Source organism: Neptunicella plasticusilytica (genome assembly GCF_047922965.1).
GTDB lineage: Bacteria > Pseudomonadota > Gammaproteobacteria > Enterobacterales > Alteromonadaceae > Neptunicella > Neptunicella plasticusilytica.
The window spans coordinates 1,135,516-1,154,210 of record NZ_CP150481.1 but is presented as its reverse complement, the minus strand read 5'-3'; the positions used below and the strand labels follow the sequence as shown (position 1 = coordinate 1,154,210).

At 45.7% G+C, this 18,695-nt stretch carries 13 protein-coding genes, 2 tRNA genes and 1 rRNA gene; 5 read left to right on the top strand and 11 right to left on the bottom strand.

Annotated elements, in window-relative coordinates:
* Positions 1-246 precede the first annotated feature (246 nt).
* The 3 genes from V1467_RS05005 to V1467_RS04995 all read right to left on the bottom strand — a co-directional run bounded on the left by V1467_RS05005 (position 247) and on the right by V1467_RS04995 (position 2,143).
* Positions 247-322 (bottom strand) — tRNA-Ala (locus tag V1467_RS05005).
* A 104-nt stretch (positions 323-426) separates the two neighbouring features.
* Positions 427-503 (bottom strand) — tRNA-Ile (locus V1467_RS05000).
* Positions 504-608: 105 nt separating this feature from the next.
* Positions 609-2,143, bottom strand: a 16S ribosomal RNA gene (locus V1467_RS04995).
* A gap of 472 nt (positions 2,144-2,615) precedes the next feature.
* Between V1467_RS04995 and V1467_RS04990 the strand changes: the two genes are divergently transcribed.
* Complete coding sequence (locus tag V1467_RS04990; RefSeq protein ID WP_416307701.1) at positions 2,616-3,077, top strand: RNA recognition motif domain-containing protein; 462 nt, start codon at positions 2,616-2,618, stop codon at positions 3,075-3,077.
* A 60-nt stretch (positions 3,078-3,137) separates the two neighbouring features.
* On the opposite strand, the gene V1467_RS04985 is transcribed toward V1467_RS04990, so the two are convergent.
* Positions 3,138-4,610: a DUF5610 domain-containing protein gene (locus tag V1467_RS04985; protein ID WP_416307700.1), complete on the bottom strand. Its 1,473-nt coding sequence runs from the start codon at positions 4,608-4,610 to the stop codon at positions 3,138-3,140.
* Between the two features lie 184 nt (positions 4,611-4,794).
* Between V1467_RS04985 and trmA the strand changes: the two genes are divergently transcribed.
* Positions 4,795-5,892: a tRNA (uridine(54)-C5)-methyltransferase TrmA gene (gene trmA, locus V1467_RS04980; protein WP_416307699.1), complete on the top strand. Its 1,098-nt coding sequence runs from the start codon at positions 4,795-4,797 to the stop codon at positions 5,890-5,892.
* On the opposite strand, the gene fabR is transcribed toward trmA, so the two are convergent.
* On the bottom strand, positions 5,889-6,488 hold the full coding sequence (gene fabR, locus V1467_RS04975; protein ID WP_416307698.1) for an HTH-type transcriptional repressor FabR: 600 nt from the start codon (positions 6,486-6,488) through the stop codon (positions 5,889-5,891). The genes trmA and fabR overlap by 4 nt on opposite strands.
* A 207-nt stretch (positions 6,489-6,695) precedes the next feature.
* Here fabR and V1467_RS04970 point away from each other — a divergent pair, with 207 nt between their 5' ends.
* The 3 genes from V1467_RS04970 to V1467_RS04960 all read left to right on the top strand — a co-directional run bounded on the left by V1467_RS04970 (position 6,696) and on the right by V1467_RS04960 (position 9,980).
* Positions 6,696-7,817: an acyl-CoA desaturase gene (locus V1467_RS04970; protein WP_416307697.1), complete on the top strand. Its 1,122-nt coding sequence runs from the start codon at positions 6,696-6,698 to the stop codon at positions 7,815-7,817.
* 136 nt (positions 7,818-7,953) lie between these two features.
* Positions 7,954-9,396 (top strand): Si-specific NAD(P)(+) transhydrogenase, encoded by a 1,443-nt coding sequence (gene sthA, locus V1467_RS04965; protein ID WP_416307696.1) that lies wholly within the window; start codon positions 7,954-7,956, stop codon positions 9,394-9,396.
* 17 nt (positions 9,397-9,413) lie between these two features.
* Positions 9,414-9,980, top strand: a complete 567-nt coding sequence (locus tag V1467_RS04960; RefSeq protein ID WP_416307695.1) for a uracil-DNA glycosylase family protein — start codon at positions 9,414-9,416, stop codon at positions 9,978-9,980.
* Positions 9,981-9,989: 9 nt separating this feature from the next.
* On the opposite strand, the gene V1467_RS04955 is transcribed toward V1467_RS04960, so the two are convergent.
* The 6 genes from V1467_RS04955 to V1467_RS04930 form a co-directional block, all read right to left on the bottom strand.
* Complete coding sequence (locus V1467_RS04955) at positions 9,990-12,239, bottom strand: EAL domain-containing protein (RefSeq protein ID WP_416307694.1); 2,250 nt, start codon at positions 12,237-12,239, stop codon at positions 9,990-9,992.
* A 228-nt stretch (positions 12,240-12,467) separates the two neighbouring features.
* The gene (locus tag V1467_RS04950) at positions 12,468-13,211 is read right to left on the bottom strand and encodes a phosphoadenylyl-sulfate reductase (RefSeq protein WP_416307693.1); all 744 of its coding nucleotides are present in this window, start codon (positions 13,209-13,211) and stop codon (positions 12,468-12,470) included.
* Positions 13,204-14,916: an assimilatory sulfite reductase (NADPH) hemoprotein subunit gene (cysI, locus tag V1467_RS04945; protein WP_416307692.1), complete on the bottom strand. Its 1,713-nt coding sequence runs from the start codon at positions 14,914-14,916 to the stop codon at positions 13,204-13,206. The genes V1467_RS04950 and cysI overlap by 8 nt, the downstream gene beginning before the upstream one ends.
* Positions 14,916-16,721 (bottom strand): assimilatory sulfite reductase (NADPH) flavoprotein subunit, encoded by a 1,806-nt coding sequence (locus V1467_RS04940; RefSeq protein WP_416307691.1) that lies wholly within the window; start codon positions 16,719-16,721, stop codon positions 14,916-14,918. Before V1467_RS04940 ends, cysI begins: the two co-directional genes overlap by 1 nt.
* Positions 16,722-16,922: 201 nt before the next feature.
* A complete protein-coding gene (locus V1467_RS04935; RefSeq protein ID WP_416307690.1) occupies positions 16,923-17,678 on the bottom strand; it encodes a TIGR04219 family outer membrane beta-barrel protein in 756 nt (251 codons plus the stop codon).
* Between the two features lie 3 nt (positions 17,679-17,681).
* On the bottom strand, positions 17,682-18,674 hold the full coding sequence (locus tag V1467_RS04930; protein WP_416307689.1) for a DUF2333 family protein: 993 nt from the start codon (positions 18,672-18,674) through the stop codon (positions 17,682-17,684).
* Positions 18,675-18,695 lie beyond the last annotated feature (21 nt).

Here is an 18,695-nt window from a genome sequence, read left to right as displayed (position 1 = left end):
GTCGGTGTCAATTCAATGACCGTTATATGCATGACAAGTACACCAGTTTTTACACTAGCTTTTTTCTACTACAAGTATCAGATAGAGTAAGTGTCTTAAAAACTCTACTCAGTTTTGATTACTAATATCAGCTTTCCAAATTGTTAAAGAACAGTTTTAAGGCTTAAAAAAACCCTAATCAATCAACACTATTAAAATGTCCATTCATTAAGGTATTTCCTTTCCAACTCTCTATCTTATAAAGGTTGGTGGAGCTAAGCGGGATCGAACCGCTGACCTCCTGCGTGCAAGGCAGGCGCTCTCCCAGCTGAGCTATAGCCCCATTAATAAGCCATCTATAATGGTAAATTGAATTGAATCAAGGCGGATGACGAGGACGTTTAGTTCACTAAACGACGAGTTATCCAACGCAGAGTCAATGCAATTTGGTGGGTCTGAGTAGACTTGAACTACCGACCTCACCCTTATCAGGGGTGCGCTCTAACCAGCTGAGCTACAGACCCATTCATACGCATCGCATAAAACGCAATCCGTATTAGTTGCTCTTTACTTTCTACAACAAGACTATCTGTGTGGACACTGCATCAACAAAATATACCAATTTAGTGTAAGGAGGTGATCCAACCCCAGGTTCCCCTAGGGTTACCTTGTTACGACTTCACCCCAGTCATGAAACACAAAGTGGTAATCGCCCTCCCGAAGGTTAGACTAACTACTTCTTTTGCATCCCACTCCCATGGTGTGACGGGCGGTGTGTACAAGGCCCGGGAACGTATTCACCGCAGTATTCTGACCTGCGATTACTAGCGATTCCGACTTCATGGAGTCGAGTTGCAGACTCCAATCCGGACTACGACAAGCTTTCTGGGTTCCGCTCCACCTCGCGGTCTCGCTTCCCTCTGTACTTGCCATTGTAGCACGTGTGTAGCCCATCCCGTAAGGGCCATGATGACTTGACGTCGTCCCCACCTTCCTCCGGTTTGTCACCGGCAGTCTCCTTAAAGTGCCCAACTGAATGCTGGCAACTAAGGACAAGGGTTGCGCTCGTTGCGGGACTTAACCCAACATCTCACGACACGAGCTGACGACAGCCATGCAGCACCTGTCACAGAATTCCCGAAGGCACTTCTGCATCTCTGCTGAATTTTCTGGATGTCAAGGGATGGTAAGGTTCTTCGCGTTGCATCGAATTAAACCACATGCTCCACCGCTTGTGCGGGCCCCCGTCAATTCATTTGAGTTTTAACCTTGCGGCCGTACTCCCCAGGCGGTCTACTTACCGCGTTAGCTTCGTTACGCATGAATTAAATTCTCACACAACTAGTAGACATCGTTTACGGTGTGGACTACCAGGGTATCTAATCCTGTTCGCTACCCACACTTTCGCACATGAGCGTCAGTCTTTGGCCAGGGAGTCGCCTTCGCCACTGATGTTCCTCCAGATCTCTACGCATTTCACCGCTACACCTGGAATTCCACTCCCCTCTCCAAGACTCTAGTCTGCCAGTTCTAAATGACCCTCCCAGGTTGAGCCCGGGGCTTTCACATCTAGCTTAACAAACCGCCTGCGTGCGCTTTACGCCCAGTAATTCCGATTAACGCTCGGACCCTCCGTATTACCGCGGCTGCTGGCACGGAGTTAGCCGGTCCTTCTTCTGTGGTTAACGTCAATCCAAGCAGGTATTAACTACTTGGCCTTCCTCACCACTGAAAGTGCTTTACAACCCGAAGGCCTTCTTCACACACGCGGCATGGCTGGATCAGGCTTGCGCCCATTGTCCAATATTCCCCACTGCTGCCTCCCGTAGGAGTCTGGGCCGTGTCTCAGTCCCAGTGTGGCTGATCATCCTCTCAGAACAGCTAGAGATCGTCGCCTTGGTGAGCCTTTACCTCACCAACAAGCTAATCTCACTTAGGCCCATCTCTTGGCGTGAGCGCAAGCGCCCACTTTGACCCGAAGGTATCATGCGGTATTAGCAGTCGTTTCCAACTGTTATCCCCCTCCAAGAGGCAAGTTCCTAAGCATTACTCACCCGTCCGCCACTCGTCATCATCTAGCAAGCTAGACATGTTACCGTTCGACTTGCATGTGTTAGGCCTGCCGCCAGCGTTCAATCTGAGCCATGATCAAACTCTTCAATTAAAAAACTTAAATCTATGAATTTTGGTAGACACTCATCAACGAGTGCCCACACAGATTGTCTTGTTGCAAATTGTTAAAGAACAGCGCTTGAAAGTCTCCTCTCAAGCGGGAGGCGTATTCTACGCATCCCAGGGTCAGTGTCAAGAAACTTTTTAAACCTTTTTTCTTGTCCGACCCCCTTCATGGCCGTCCGTCCGGACTCCCCTGAAGCGAGCGCGCATTCTACATCCTATCCCCTTACCGTCAACCTCTTTTTTACCCTTTTTAGCCGTTTGCGCAGCTTTTAACCACCTTTTGCCCTTAAAGGGCTATTTTGTCATGTTTACCGTTGTTAAAAGAATAGAAAGTAGGTTGTTGTTGGCTATCTTAAAATAAATCAGTAACATAAAGATGTTTTACGGAAATTTTACAGTAGCAACTCCGCTACAGATTATTTTAATTAATTTCACACTATTATTATTTAGGTAGTTATATGAAGTCTTCTTTTGGTCTTACTTTAATTATTACGGTTGTCTTGGCCGTCTTGGGATACTTTGTCCTTTCCTCGCTTTCTATTCAAATTTCCCCTGCCATCGCCCTTGTTATAGGGATGCTATTTGGCGCATTGCTGGTACCAGTTCTTGTTCAACTTGCTTCAGGTAACGCAACTACTACTGATGACACATCTTCATCCGGTTCCTTGAAAACTTTGTACGTCGGAAATTTGCCTTATCGGGCAAATGAAGCCGCTATCATGGAATTATTTTCGCAATACGGTCAGGTAAACTCTGTTCGCCTAATGAAAGATCGCCGAACGGGTAAACGTAAAGGTTACGGTTTTGTTGAAATAGCTTCGTCATCAGCCAAAAAAGCGATCAACTCGCTGAACGATTCGGAGTTTCAGGAACGCACTTTGAAGGTACGGATGGCCAAAGAAAAAACAGACGACGAATAGAATAGGTATTCTTTTCGCGTTCACAAAAAAGCCTGCTTATAGTAAGCAGGCTTTTTATTATCAGGATTGTCGCTGCGGTAGATTATCCATCAACAGCTGATTAAATCCTCGGAAACGGTTAATTGCTTCAATTAAATCCGGAGTATGAACTTCAGGCATGGTATTTATCAGCCCGTTAACCAAATTATCGTAAGCATTTCCATCTTCCAGCAGGTTTTGCGCTTTATCGACCACATCCAGCATATGCTCAAGATAATCAGCTACCGGCCTTACCGCCTTAACGCTGTCGCCCACATTACCTTCGCTTTGCTCGTTGTAATGCGATACGGCTTCATAGGTTTTGATCACTTCAGTTTGTTTATAGCTGGTTAACTGCAACGCAAATCCGGTCAACTCCTGATCGTCATACCCCAGTTCAAGAGCTTGATTGAAGGCTTTATCTATATCGCCATAGAAAAACTCGTCAGCCAATTTACCTGCATCTCCAACCAGATCACCAATGGCCCGTAGTTCCTCTTCATCCAGCTCACCTTTAACCGAATATGAAAGTTTGCTGGATTCAAAATGAAGATAGCTGGTTTCGCTGCTAACCTTAACATCCTGTTGTCCGGTTCCAGCTTCAGACGCTTGCTGATTGGCGTTAGCAGTCGTGTCTTCATCAGCTGGCACCGATGACGTTTCGTTGTTTGTCGCATCGGGTGCCGTTGTTTCAGATTGCTGTGCTGCAGGTGTCGAAGCCGCGTTAGTTGCCGGAGCAGGGTCAGCCACCGGGTCAATGGAACCTTTGTCTTTTTCTTGCTCAGCTTCCCGCTCTGCCTGTCTTTGCTGCGACTCAATCAGAATTTGCTGATTTAACGAAAACTGACGGGCATCCTCAAAACTGATCGAGACTTCATCACCATCTCGAGTGCGAATAGTCAGTTGACCGGATTCCTGTTCGGTATGCGTAATTGAACTGTTAATAGCGACAGAATTAGTTGCAGAGGCGTTTTCTCGTTGCTTGCCGAACAGTTGTTGTTCAAGAGATTTTATTCCCTCTTCAATTAGATCCTGACTTTTCTTGATACCGTCAGAGATCTCACCGTTCATCATCTCGCCAAGGTCGCGCTTGGCCATATTAACGCCTTTCAAGACACCTGAACGAGCCTGTTCGAACATACTGGTCAGTTGATCTTCACTCATGCCCCTGGATTTGGCATTTTTCAACGCGCCACCAACAAAGGTCAGCACGTTTTTTGCCACTTCTTCAAAATCAAACAGACCTTTATCCTGTTCTTTTTTGGGTGAGGGCAAATTCGCCTTCTGCTCATTAATGATCAGATTCTGATTGAGTGAATGGTTATATACTCTTGCACCGATAAAACTTTGGGAACTTAACGAAAACATCCCGCTACTGAGCAGCGAAACATGGTTACCCTGTTTACCTATTGCTTGTCTATGATTGTCGAAACGAGCAGCATCGTTAGAATGCGACGCACGCTCCGACAAATGCGTCTTGTTGCCCAAGAACGCCTTTAAATCGCCAATATTCATAAAAGATACCTCACTATCCTCAACCCAGTATATCGGCGTTACTTGTTTATTATTTAGGCTTTTTTACATTTTACGTGGATTAATTTGCCGGAAACCTCGGCTAATGACAGCCGATGCTTGGCTGTCAACGCATAAAACCGTACAATCCGCGCCTTTAAACGCCGAATTAAAGTGGAGAACAACGGTGCGCCCAACTCAGATAGATCCTGCCGACTACGCCGAGCTACTTGCAGCCAAAGCAAGCCAGATAGCAGACAGTTTCGCGGGATTAACGCCACCTAAGTTAGAAATATTCCCCTCTCCAACACTTTATTATAGGCAACGGGCCGAGTTCAGAGTTTGGCACGCCGGTGATGATCTCTATCACATCATGTTTGATCAGCAAACCAAACAGAAATACCGGGTTGATCACTACCCGCCAGGCTCAGAACTGATTAATGCCGTGATGACAGATTTGGTTGCCTTGCTGAAAAACAACGAGATTGCCCGTAAGAAACTGTTTCAAATCGATTATTTAAGTTGTTTAAGTCAGCAAATCGTCGTCACGCTGCTTTACCACAAACCATTATGTGATGAATGGATGGCAGCAATACAAACCATACTGCAAGTGCTGCGTGATAAATACGATATTCATCTAATCGGTCGGGCCAAAAAACAGAAAGTGGTACTGGATCAGGATTTTGTGGTTGAATCGTTAGATATCAATCAACGTCAATATCATTTCAAGCAAATAGAAAACAGCTTCACTCAGCCAAATGCCGCGGTAAATTGCAGCATGATTGAATGGGCATTGGATTGCACCGAAAATGCTAGCGGTGATTTACTGGAACTCTATTGCGGAGCGGGAAACTTTACACTGCCCCTGGCACAAAATTTTCGACGCGTTCTGGCGACCGAAATATCCAAACCTTCGGTCGCTGCAGCACAATTCAATATTGACATTAACCAAATTGAAAACGTCACAATATTGCGAATGTCGAGCGAAGAGTTCACTCAGGCAATGAATAAGGTTCGTAGCTTCACAAGACTTCAGGATATTGATCTGGACGGCTTTGACTGCCATACCATTTTTGTTGATCCACCGCGTGCCGGGCTAGATCAAGATACAGTCAAACTGGTTAGTCAGTATCAGCATATTTTGTATATATCCTGTAATCCTGAAACTCTTAAAGATAATCTCGATACGCTTTGCCAGACACACGATATAAAACGTTTTGCCATGTTCGATCAATTTCCCTATACCCACCACGCCGAGTGTGGTGTATTACTGCAAAAACGTTAACGTAAATTTTTAGCTGCGGCACCAATGGCAATAAAGCGCAACTGGATAATCAACCTCTCAGCCAATTGTTTCTGGTTTTCGGCAGGCATATCAATGGCCTCCGCACCTGCACTGAAAACCAGTTTCACCATAGCTTCTGCTTGCAGGTTGGCCAAATCAGCCGGTAAGCGAGTATGTCGGGCTACATAGTCACTTAGCTCAGCGATAAAATGCTGAATTTCCCTGGATACCGCTTCTCTGAAAGCCGTCGAAGTGCCGGACCGTTCGCGTAATAACAATCGGAATACATTACTGTTAGCAGCCACAAATTCCATAAAAGTTTCAACTGACACCCGGATTACATCTCCACCGGATGCTATTCTCAGGCGCGCCTGACGCATCAACTGGCGTAATGCCAACCCGGCTTCATCGACTAAAGTCAGACCTAAATCATCCAGATCCTTGAAATGACGATAAAAAGAAGTGGGCGCAATTCCCGCCTCACGAGCCACCTCCCGTAAACTGATACTGGACAAACTCCGCTCATCGCATAACAAACCGAATGCGGCATCGATAATAGTATGCCGGGTGCGGAGTTTTTGTTCCTTTCGATTCATAGCATTCCTGAAAGTATTTGTGGTCTGAATGACCTGTCAATCTGCGTCATTTTAATAATATGCCGCGGTTATAGCATGTTGAAACCCGGCACGCCAATCCCTAACACCTAACCGGCAGCTTTACTTTTTTGAGCCAATAGTCCTTGCGTTAACGTACTTATTTGGGGTAGATTAGCGCACACTTGTAAGCTCAAAAATTATTATTTCATGAACAAACCTCGCTTAGTCAAAACCAACGTCATCCTCTTCGCTTTAACTGCACTTGTTTCGATGACACTGGTTCCGCTGGAGGCCTTCAGCAACGGATTTGACTGGGTCGAAATCAGCAGTTTTATCTTGCTCACCGGATTTGCAGGTATGTCAATTACCGCCGGCTATCACCGTTTGTGGTCGCATAAAACCTATGATGCTCACATATTAATTCGTGCCATTTGGGCGATAGGTGGCGCATTTGCCCTACAAAACAGTATTCTGCACTGGGCGTCCGATCATCGTGTCCACCATAAGCATGTTGACGACAATGATAAAGATCCCTATTCAGCCAAAAAAGGTTTCTGGTATTCGCATATCGGCTGGATGCTGCGTGAATATCAGGCCAATCGTTATCACGACTACAGCAACTGTCGTGATTTACAAAAAGATCCCGTTGTGATGTGGCAGCACAAATATTACCTGGTGTTAGCGCTAGCAACCAACCTCGGCATTCCAATTGCGCTAGGATGGCTTAACGGCGATATCTGGGGCATGTTTTTATTAGCGGGTGTATTGCGACTGGTTATCTCTCATCATGTAACCTTCTTCATTAATTCATTAGCCCATATCTGGGGTAAACAAACCTATACTGATCGCAACAGTGCCAGAGACAACGGTCTATTAGCGCTAATTACTTATGGCGAGGGTTATCACAATTTCCACCATATTTTTGAATACGACTATCGTAATGGTGTGCGCTGGTGGCACTTTGATCCGACCAAATGGTTAATTTTCAGCATGTCACTTGTTGGTCTGACAAATAACCTGCGCCGTTGCCCCGAAGAGCGCATTGCCAAAGCCCGTATCACCATGCAACTTCAGCATTCACAACGCCGACTGGCGCATCTGCCAAATGCCGAAGAATTACTGAATAAGTTTCAGCACGAATATGATGTCCTTATGCATAAAATGGCCGAATATTACGCAACCAAAAAACGTCTGATGGAAATTAGAAAGCGGAAGTTAATTCGCGGGTACGAAAAACTGGAACTGGATTTCAAATATCAGGAACTGAAAATGCACCTGCAATTACAAAAGCAAAAATGGACTAAGTTAAATGCGATGCAATTTGCCTGATAATATCAGTCCAATCCTGATTAACTAAATTTAAAGCCCGTTTTTACGGGCTTTATTCTTTCCTGAATCAAAGCCTGCTAAACTAGCCGTATCAATCTAAACAAGTTTATGATTTTAAACAACTTTGGAGTAGGAAGTGAGCGCCAGAAAATCCACCACCAAACAATCGGCTAAAGCCCCACATAAATTTCAGTATGACGCAATCGTCATTGGCACAGGCCCCGGTGGAGAAGGTGTTGCCATGCAACTCTCCAAGGCAGGCAAGAGAGTCGCCGTCATCGAGCGCTATGAAATGGTCGGAGGTGGTTGTACTCACTGGGGAACCATCCCTTCCAAAGCCTTACGTCAGTCAGTCAGTCGTTTGACCGAGTACAATAGTAACCCGCTGTTTAATGACGGAAACCAGATCCGTAATTTAACTTTCCAGGATATGCTGGGCCACGCCAGTGCGGTAATACGTAAACAAACTCAGCTGCGGAGCGGTTTTTATCAACGCAATAACGTACCGGTTTATCATGGCGAAGCCTCATTTATCGATACAAACAATATCCAGATAAAGCGCTCTGACGGTTCAATTGATACTGTCAGCGCCGAAAAGTTTGTACTGGCTACCGGCTCCCGGCCTTACACGCCAAAAGACATCGACTTCAATCATCCGCGTATCTACAACAGCGATACTATTTTGTCGCTCAAGCACGAGCCCAAACACATCATCATTTATGGTGCGGGGGTTATCGGCAGCGAATATGCCTCGATTTTCAGAGGTCTGGGGATCAAGGTGGATTTGGTCAATATGCGTGATCGCCTGTTATCCTTTCTGGATGCCGAGATATCCGATGCATTGAGTTATCACTTGTGGAACAACGGCGCCGTTATTCGCCACAATGAATGTTACACCAAAGTAGAAGGCCGTGATGACTGTGTGGTGATGGATCTGGAATCAGGTAAACGTATGCGGGCCGACTGCCTGCTATTTGCTAACGGACGTACCGGCAATACCGACATGCTGAATCTCAAGGCGGTGGGATTATCCACTGACTCTCGTGGCCAGGTCAAAGTAGATAGCAATTACCAGACTGAAGTTGACAATATTTACGCCGTTGGTGATGTCATCGGCTACCCCAGTTTGGCATCGGCCGCTTACAATCAGGGACGTTTTGCCGCAGAAGCGATGCTCAATGGCCAGTGTGACAGCCGACTGATAGAGGATATTCCCACCGGCATCTACACCATTCCGGAAATTAGTTCAGTGGGCAAGACCGAACAAGAACTAACCGCCCAGAAAATTCCTTACGAGGTAGGTCGCGCCCAGTTCAAACATTTAGCCAGAGCGCAAATATCCAATAACCTTGTGGGCAGCCTTAAAATACTGTTCCACCGCCAAACTAAAGCCATTCTGGGCATTCATTGCTTTGGAGAACGCGCATCAGAAATTGTGCATATCGGCCAGGCCATCATGCAACAGAAGGGTGAAGGTAATAGCATGGATTATTTTGTCAACAATACCTTTAATTACCCGACTATGGCTGAAGCCTACCGGGTTGCGGCGCTTAACGGATTAAACCGGATTTTTGATTAATCCGGTGTTCGCGGCGTATGGATAATCTGCTCCAACAGATTCGCAAGTGCACGTTGTGCAATGATATTCTGCCGTTAGGCGCCAATCCGGTGATCCGCGCCAGCACCACCAGCAAACTGCTAGTTATTGGCCAGGCGCCGGGCACCAAGGTACATCAAAGCGGTATTCCCTGGAATGACGCTTCAGGTGTCCGGTTAAGGCAATGGCTTGGACTCACTGAAGAACAATTTTACGATGAACGTAACATCGCCATTATGCCCATGGGATTTTGCTATCCCGGTAGAGGAAAATCAGGAGATTTACCACCGAGCAAGATTTGCGCCCCGCAATGGCATCAGACAGTAATTGATAACATGCCGCAGATAGAATTAACGTTGTTGATTGGTAACTATGCCCAGCAATATTACCTGCAGGATAAGCTGACATTGACCGAAAGAGTCAGACAATGGCAACGCTATTTACCCCGTTATCTGCCGTTGCCTCATCCTTCACCCAGAAACAATATCTGGTTAAAGAAAAATCCCTGGTTCGAAACTGAACTATTGAAAAGCATGCGGCGTCAGATTAACGCCATTTTGACATAACACTCAGTGTTATTGGAGATATTGACCAGGTTGATAACTGCTAATAAATGCGACCAACTCATCAAACGGCATAGGTTTGGCGTATAAAAAACCCTGCGCTTCATCACAGCCAAGATTTTGCATATAGGCAACCTGCTCCCGCGTTTCAATACCTTCAGCAATGGTGTCCAGCCCCAACTTTTTACCTAAAGTGACAATAGTCTCAGCGAAAAAGGATGAACGTCCTTCGCCGATATCTTTGACAAAGGCCCTGTCAACTTTCAAACGATCCAGAGGTAACTGCTGCAAATAGCTCATGGATGAGAAACCGGTACCGAAATCATCGATAGCAATAGAAACACCAAAATCCTTCAATGCTTTGAGTGACTCCACCACAATATTAGGCTCGTCCATTGCCACACTTTCGGTAATTTCCAGTTCAATCTGGCTGGGGCAAATTTTACTGTTAGTAATAATTTTCATTACATGAGGAACAAAGTGCGGATCCCTGAATTGCGGCACTGATATATTTACGGCAATGCGCATATTGTCTACCTTCAGCGCTTGTAATTCTTTTATTCGCCGGCAAGATTCCTCCAGAACCCACATACCAATTTCGACAATCAATCCCGAATACTCAGCCAAAGGTACAAATACCGCAGGCGAAATAAAACCTCCCTCTTTGGAGGGCCAGCGTAACAACGCTTCCATGCCGATAATTTTTTCACTTTTCAGGCATACCTGAGGTTGATACCATAACTGCAACTTGCGTTCCGAGAAATCAGTCCGCAACTGGCGCATCATAGCGAGACGCCAGAATGTCTGTTCTTCCATTTCTCCCAGATAATATTCATAGTTGCTGGCAGCATTACGTTTAGCACGATTTAATGCAATATTGGCGTATTTGATAATATCCAGACCGCTGGCTTCGCTATCGGTAAGTTTGGCCAGTCCCATGGTCATATTCACCAGTAAACTATGCTCACCGGCTTTAAAATGTTCCTTAAATAAGTCGTTCAGCACTTTGGGGTTGATATCTTCCTCAAAACCAACCAAACCAAACACATCGGCACCAATCCGGCCCTTACCCACCGAATCACCGAGTCTCTCTTTAAGCAGATCAGCGACTGCGATCAATAACTGATTGCCCACTTCCTGGCCCAGTCCATCATTAATATCGGCAAAATGGTTAATATCGACTAAAGCCGCCACCATTTTACCGGTGGCAATTTTTTCCTCGTCGATGTTATCCAGTAAGTTAATAAATTCGGTACGATTGGGTAATTTGGTCAACCAGTCTCGATAGGCTGCCAGCCGCAGTTCGTGAAACAAATTAACGTTTTCGTATCCCACCGATACGCTGGATAAAAATACTTCAAGTAGCTGTTTGTGAGTTTCGTCGATGTCCTTGCCAATACGTACAAAAACAGCTGCTTCATGTCCGGCACTACACATATACAGAACGGTAAAATCTTTGTCGAAAATATGTTCTTTACGCAACAGACACTGAATAACCTGGTGCACAATACGCGTATCATGCATGTTTTCCAGCTTCTGATTGATATAGGTGGCAAACTCGCCCGCCGCCCCCAAGACATAAACACCATTATCGTCTTTATCCAGCATAGAGCCTGCGCGAGCACAAACAATACCGTCAGCATCCAGCCCCATTAGCGAACTGATTTGGGTTACCACGCCTTCGCAGTAGCCTTTAACCGAATGCTCTTCGAGCAAGTTGGACGCTGAATGAATAATCTTGCGCAACCCTTCGCGATTTTGCTTGATAGATAGAATCTGCTGGTAAGAACGTATTGAGGCGATGATAGTGGTGACTAACTTACTGCGGGTCAGCTCAGTCTTGGTTTTATAATCATTGATGTCATATTCTTTGATTATTTTTTCTTCTGGGGCGTAACCGGGTTGCCCGGTACGCAGAATAATGCGCGGTTCATCCAATTTAAGCTCTTCACGCATTTTACGGGCGGTAACCAAACCGGCATCATCGGTCTCCATAACCACATCAAGCAAAATAATCGCTATTTTGTTGCCCAGTTTTTCCATCACTTCTAGCGCTTCTTTGCCAGAATAGGCATGGTAAAACTTCAATACACGGCCATTAACTTCCAGATCAGATAATGCCAAACGCGTAACCGAATGAATTTCTTCATCGTCATCTACAACTAATAAATTCCATACTTCACGATCTTTAGTGTTTTCTGCAGGCGTATCGTCTTCGTCAAAAAAGACTAATTCGTCATTTTCATATTCGCTCTGAGACATTCAAACTACCAATCCGTTAGGCATAAATTGCAGGAATGTTCCTGACAACAACATGTGATAGAAGATAACCTAATATAATTTATACAGAAATTACAGTTATTTTGATTCAGATTTGGATGATTAATCTATTGAACAGTATTCAATAGATTAATAAATATAGCATGCCAGGTTGATTAGGTTGCAACAAAGCACAGCGAACGCTGTGCCTTTATATGAAAACGGTTTTATTTAAATGCCGTCACCAAACTCGTGGAGACCACATTCCCTGATTAACCCGTCAAAACGGGTTTCCTGTTCGGTCATACCCAGTTCCAGCGGTCGGCTTGAATGCCAGTCACCAACTGACACATAGCCCTGTTCCCATAATGGATGGTAGGGTAAATCATGATCTTGCAGGTAGTAATGAATATCTTTATTGCTCCAGTCCAGTATCGGATAGACTTTGAACTGCTTGTCCAATTGCTGCAATACCGACAGTTTTTCACGACTGTCCGACTGTGAGCGGCGTAATCCGGCAAACCAGGTTTTGACCCCAAGGTCATTGATAGCCCGCTGCATGGGCTCCACTTTATTGATCTTGTTGTACTTCTCGATGCCTTCCAGCCCCTGTTCCCACAGTTTTCCCATCCGGGCTTCCTGCCAGGCTGAAGACAATTCAGCCCGGTATACGTGTAAATTGAGTTTCAGGCGTTCAGTCAGTTGATCAATAAAACGGTAGGTCTCCGGAAACAGGTGACCGGTATCGGTCAATACCACAGGAATATCCGGGTATTGGCGGGTCACCATATGCAGCATAACGGCGGCCTGAATACCAAAACTGGACGACAACATAATATTATGCGGCAGGTGATCAAGCGCCCAACTCACGCGTTGATCCGCTTTTTTACCTTCCAGCTCCAGATTTAACCGGGCCAGTTCGTCCTGCGAATAAAACTCCGGACGGGTCGAAGACTCTAGTGCCAGATTAGTCATAAAAATCCCTAGCAGAATCAATCACCGGCGCAATAATGTCGGCGCGAATGGTAAAATCACCGAAAGCTTCATTGTCGAGACGTTCTTTGGACCAACGCCCGACAAGTTGATCAATTTCCGCCATTATCTGCTGCTCGCTAATATTTTCACGATACATCCGCGGGATCCGGGTACCTTCCCGGTTTCCCCCAATGTGCAGGTTATATTTGCCCGGCCCTTTGCCTACCAGACCAATCTCGGCCAGCATGGCGCGGCCACAACCATTGGGACAACCGGTTACGCGGAAAATAACGCTTTCACCGGACAAGCCATGCTTATCCAGAATACCTTCCAGCTCAGTGACTGCATCCGGTAACATCCGTTCCGCTTCTGCCATCGCTAACGGGCAAGTTGGCAAGGAAACACAGGCCATGGAATCAATCCGCTGAACGCTTATCTGATCATTGATTAGCCCATGCTCCCGGGCAATTTTTTCAATCTGGTCTTTCTGATCAGCCGGCACGCCCGCCACAATCAAATTTTGATTCGCGGTGATACGGAAATCGCCCTGATGGATCTTGGCAATTTCACAGCAGCCGGTTTTAAGCGGCTTACCCGGGAAATCCAGAATCCGGCCGTTCTCAATAAACAAGGTTAAATGGTGTTTACCATCGATACCTTCTACCCAACCAATACGATCTCCACGAGTGGTAAATTCGTATGCTTTACTGGGTGCAAAGGTGATGCCGGCACGTTTTTCCACTTCCTGTTTGAAGGTTTCAACGCCAACGCGCTCAAGAGTATATTTGGTTTTGGCATTCTTGCGGTTAACCCGGTTGCCCCAATCTCGCTGGGTGGTAATCACCGCCTCAGCCACTTCAAGGGTTTTATCTACCGGAATATAACCAAAATCATCGGCTTTGCGCGGGAAGGTCGCTGTATCACCATGGGTCATCGCCAGTCCGCCGCCGACTAACACATTAAATCCAACCAGCTTGCCCTGCTCGGCAATAGCTACAAAGCTTAAATCATTGGCGTGCACGTCAATATCATTTTGCGGCGGGATAACAACTGTTGTTTTAAACTTACGCGGTAAGTAAGTATTGCTTAAAATCGGTTCCTGTTCGGCGACTTCGGTCTTCTCGCCATCCAGCCAGACTTCCGCGTAGCCATTAGCATGAGGCAAAAAGTATTCACTGATTTTTTTGGCCCACTCATAGGCTTGTTGATGAACTTCAGATTCCACCGGGTTAGGTGTACATAGTACGTTGCGGTTCATATCCGCCGCCGTCGCAATGGAATCCAGTCCGACTTTGTGTAGTACTTTATGCGCTTTTTTTATGTCGCGCTTCAGAATACCGTGATACTGAAAAGTTTGACGGGTAGTGAGCCGGATACTGCCATAAATGGTATCTTCTTCGGCAAACTTGTCCACTGCCAGCCATTGTTCAGGTGTGATCACACCACCGGGCAATCGTGCCCGTAGCATCAGGTTATGTAACGGCTCCAATTTTTGCTTGGCGCGCTCGGCACGAATATCACGATCATCTTGCTGATACATACCGTGGAAACGAATTAACTGGAAGTTATCGCCCAAAAATCCGCCAGTCAGATCATTCTGGATATCTTCTACCAGCGTGCCACGCAAAAAGTTACTTTCGCGTTTTAAACGTTCATTGTCAGACAACGGACCTTTGACGATTAATTTGTCGTTATCCTGGCTCATTAATAAACATCCTTCTGGTAGCGCTTGGCTTTACGTAATTCATTGATATATTCTTTTGCTTGATCGTCGGATTTATTGCCATGTTCAGCAACAATATCAATCAATGCCGCATCCACATCTTTGGCCATCCGCTCGGCGTCACCACACAAGTATAAATGTGCGCCCTGCTGCAACCATTCAAACACTTCTTTGCCTTGCTCGCGCAGACGATGCTGAACATAGATCTTTTGTTCCTGATCGCGTGAAAACGCCAAACTCACTTTGCTTAACACACCGTCTTTGACTAACGCCTGCCATTCTGTTTGATACAGAAAATCCTGGGTAAAATTGGGGTTACCGAAAAACAACCAGTTTTTACCACTGGCATCATCAGCTTGACGTTGCTGCATAAAAGCGCGAAACGGTGCAATCCCGGTGCCGGGACCAATCATAATCACTGGCGTGTCCGGATTGGCCGGTAAACGGAAGTTGTCGTTATGCTCGATAAACACCTTAACCTGCTGGTCTTCTTGCAAACGTTCCGACAAAAAGCCAGACGCCCCTCCCTGATGGGAATGGCCAAAGGCATCATATTCAACCAACGCAACAGTTAGATGTACTTCGTCTTCCACTTCTGCCTGGCTGGACGCAATAGAATACAGGCGCGGCGTAATCGCACGCAGGCCAAGCAACAACTGCTCAGAAGACAAGGTTCCTGGATATTCTCTAACAATATCAATAATTTGACGTTCGGCTAAATAATTGCGGAGTGCCGTTTTATCAGCCAGTAAAGATTTCAAGGCTTCACTGTCAATTGACTCGGCATAAGCTTCGACAAATTTGGGGTAACTCTGGGTCAGTTCCAGCTTATCCACTAACGCATCGCGCAGACTAAGTTTTTCGTCGGCCAAATTGATCTCTTCGCTGCCATCAAGCTTGAGCAATGCCAGCAAATCATCAACCAGAGCAGGATCGTTACTGAACCAGACACCTAACGCATCGCCCGGTTGATACTGTAAACCGGAATCTTCAAGCGATATCTCAATATGGCGAATATCTTTAACCGAATCGCGTCCGGTAATTTTCTGGCATTCAGTCAAGGTGGCTGCAAAAGGATTCTTCTTGGAATATTGGCTAACGCCTGCCGCCAAATTAACTCCGGGCAAAGCAACAACCTGGGAAGAAGCACCAGACTTTAACTCCGGTTTGAGTTTGTCAGTAAATTGCTCGGACCATTGGCTGACCTGCTCGTCATAATCAACATCACAATCCAGACGTTCAAACAAAGGCTTGGCGCCTAAAGCGCTCAAACGTTGTTCAAAATCTTTACCAGTCTGGCAGAAAAATTCATAACTGCTGTCACCTAAGCCCACAACTGCAAATTTAAGCGAATCCAGTTTAGGGGCTTTTTTACTGCCTAAAAACTCGTGTAATTCAATGGCATCATCCGGCGCATCACCCTCACCGTGAGTACTGACAATCACTAACAGATGGGTCTCATTTTTAATCTGACGCGGTTTATAGTCAGCCATATTAACCAGGCTCACTTGTAAACCGGCACTTTCGGCTTTGGCTTTATATTCGGTAGCCACACCTTTGGCATTACCGGTTTGCGAGCCATATAAAATAGTTAATGAGGCCTTACCAGCAGGTTGAACCTGAGGCTGCGGAACCGCCATTCCAGATTGCGCCAGTCCGGCTAAATAGCCGCTCACCCAGGTTAATTGCTGCGCATTGAGTGTGCTAATGACCTGGTTTAGCGCCAGCCACTGGCTTTCAGTTAGCAGCGAACCAGAAGACGTCAGAGCTTCGGATTGTAAAGACATAGGGAAAAATACCTGAGCTTTCGGTTTTTAATAATGTTGTGAAGGATAATGCTCGCAAGGAATAACGGGAAAGAATAAATACAAATTTTTTATTACTTTTTAAACTTAATGGGATGGAATGAAAACTGAACGGATAAAATTTTGAGCTTTAAACAAGTAGTAACAATGACCCATCAAGGTGCTGACGGGTCACAACAAGGACTAAAAATGCACTTCAACTCCAGCGAACGGCCCTTTGAATTCAAGATCTGAATAGACCCCGTCCAGATCATCCAGCTCCAGCATGAAGGATCGATATCCCAGTTGCAGGGTCATATCAATAGCCAGATTGTCCATCATGTTATAGGTAATCGCCGCCTGATACTCATACACCTTATGATCGTCAATCGACAAATAATTGCCTTCGGCATAAAAACCTAAACCGGTTAGCGGCATCTCGGCAGTTACTTTGCTGTACAAAAGAGGAATAAAACCGTCAAAATTTTCGCTACCAGTCTGGCTGGTGTTATCAACATTCTGAACAAAAATATTCCCTTCGACGTCCTTGATATTTAAACCAAAATCAAAACTGAACAAATCGTTATCAAACAGTTCGTAATACAACACGTAGTCAGTATTGGTTAAATCGATATCGGTAATCAGGTTGGAGTCCGCAGTAAAATTCTGGCCATCAAAGGTAAAACTACTGGTCAAGGTAGCACTGCCATTGTTATTAATATTGGTGCGACGTATTTTCAGGTTAGGCACTAACGGAACCGGATGTTCCAGCGCGACGTAAAAAGAGGATTTGGTTTCTTTATCAAAGGAAAAGTCAGCCAAATTGCTGTCATCGGCAAAACCGCCATTAGCATCAACATTCCAGCCTTGTACACCGGCATAAACACCTAATACTGTATCTGCGTTGACTGCACCTGTCGTCATGGCCAGCGCGGCGGTCAAAAAAAGCGTTTTTTTCATCAGTTATCCTTGCATCAGCAATTCAGTTAAATCAATTAAAGCAGCATTCGCACGCGAAATATAGTTTGCCATTACCAGTGAATGATTCGCCATCGTCCCAAAGCCGCTACCATTCAAAATCATCGGACTCCAGACTGTTTGCTGGGTCGCTTCAAGATCACGAATAATCTGACGCAAACTGACGAGAGCGTTTTTCTTCTCCAGCGCATCGGCAAACTCGACTTCTACCGCCTTGAGAAAGTGCAGTAAGGCCCAGCAGGCACCGCGAGATTCATAAAAAACGTTATCTAAATCCCACCAACTGGTTTTCAGATACTCCCGATCTCGGCTAGGTGAGGATTGCTTGGCGGCGTTATCGCCCGCCAGATCAGTATTGATACTCTCTTGTCCTACACTCGCGCTTAAACGTTGCGATAAACTGCCTAGACGCTTTTCGACCTGCTTTAGCCAGTCACGCAAATTGTCTGCTCGAGTATAAAACTGGGCTGAATTATCAGCGGTATTGAGCAATTCCTGGCGATATCGGATCAAAGCGTCAATACCTTCCTGATATTGGGATTCGGCGGACGGAAGTAACCAACCTCGATGGTCGATATTAAATTTAGGTTGGGCTTTAACCAGCTCGGCATTTTCCCGCGACTGGGACTGGGATCGACTAAAATCCCTGCGCATTGACAATGACAGATCACGGATCATTTCCAGTGCCCCAAATTCCCAGGAGGGTATATTGTCCATAAGCACACCCGGAGGCAATACGTCGTTAGACAGATATCCGCCGCGCTTATCCAATAAGGTTTCGGATACCTTAATCAAGGTTGAAGTCAGAATAAAGCCGGGCACCGGTTTAGTCCCGCTGTCGGGCAACTGTTGATAGGCTGTCTGTCTTGGATCAAACTGATCAGGTTCAAAGCTCCAGTAAACGGCAATGATATAAAATAAAAGCACCAACACAGACAAGCTGATGATAATCCACTTACTGGTTAAATATTGTTTCAAAATCGTTCTCCAGACTTTATT

Bases quoted from the DNA above. Each gene is read 5' to 3' on its own strand.
- V1467_RS04990 (WP_416307701.1), top strand. From the start codon at position 2,616: ATGAAGTCTTCTTTTGGTCTTACTTTAATTATTACGGTTGTCTTGGCC.
- V1467_RS04985 (WP_416307700.1), bottom strand. From the start codon at position 4,610: ATGAATATTGGCGATTTAAAGGCGTTCTTGGGCAACAAGACGCATTTG.
- fabR (WP_416307698.1), bottom strand. From the start codon at position 6,488: ATGAATCGAAAGGAACAAAAACTCCGCACCCGGCATACTATTATCGAT.
- V1467_RS04970 (WP_416307697.1), top strand. From the start codon at position 6,696: ATGAACAAACCTCGCTTAGTCAAAACCAACGTCATCCTCTTCGCTTTA.
- V1467_RS04960 (WP_416307695.1), top strand. From the start codon at position 9,414: ATGGATAATCTGCTCCAACAGATTCGCAAGTGCACGTTGTGCAATGAT.
- V1467_RS04955 (WP_416307694.1), bottom strand. From the start codon at position 12,239: ATGTCTCAGAGCGAATATGAAAATGACGAATTAGTCTTTTTTGACGAA.
- V1467_RS04950 (WP_416307693.1), bottom strand. From the start codon at position 13,211: ATGACTAATCTGGCACTAGAGTCTTCGACCCGTCCGGAGTTTTATTCG.
- cysI (WP_416307692.1), bottom strand. From the start codon at position 14,916: ATGAGCCAGGATAACGACAAATTAATCGTCAAAGGTCCGTTGTCTGAC.
- V1467_RS04940 (WP_416307691.1), bottom strand. From the start codon at position 16,721: ATGTCTTTACAATCCGAAGCTCTGACGTCTTCTGGTTCGCTGCTAACT.
- V1467_RS04935 (WP_416307690.1), bottom strand. From the start codon at position 17,678: ATGAAAAAAACGCTTTTTTTGACCGCCGCGCTGGCCATGACGACAGGT.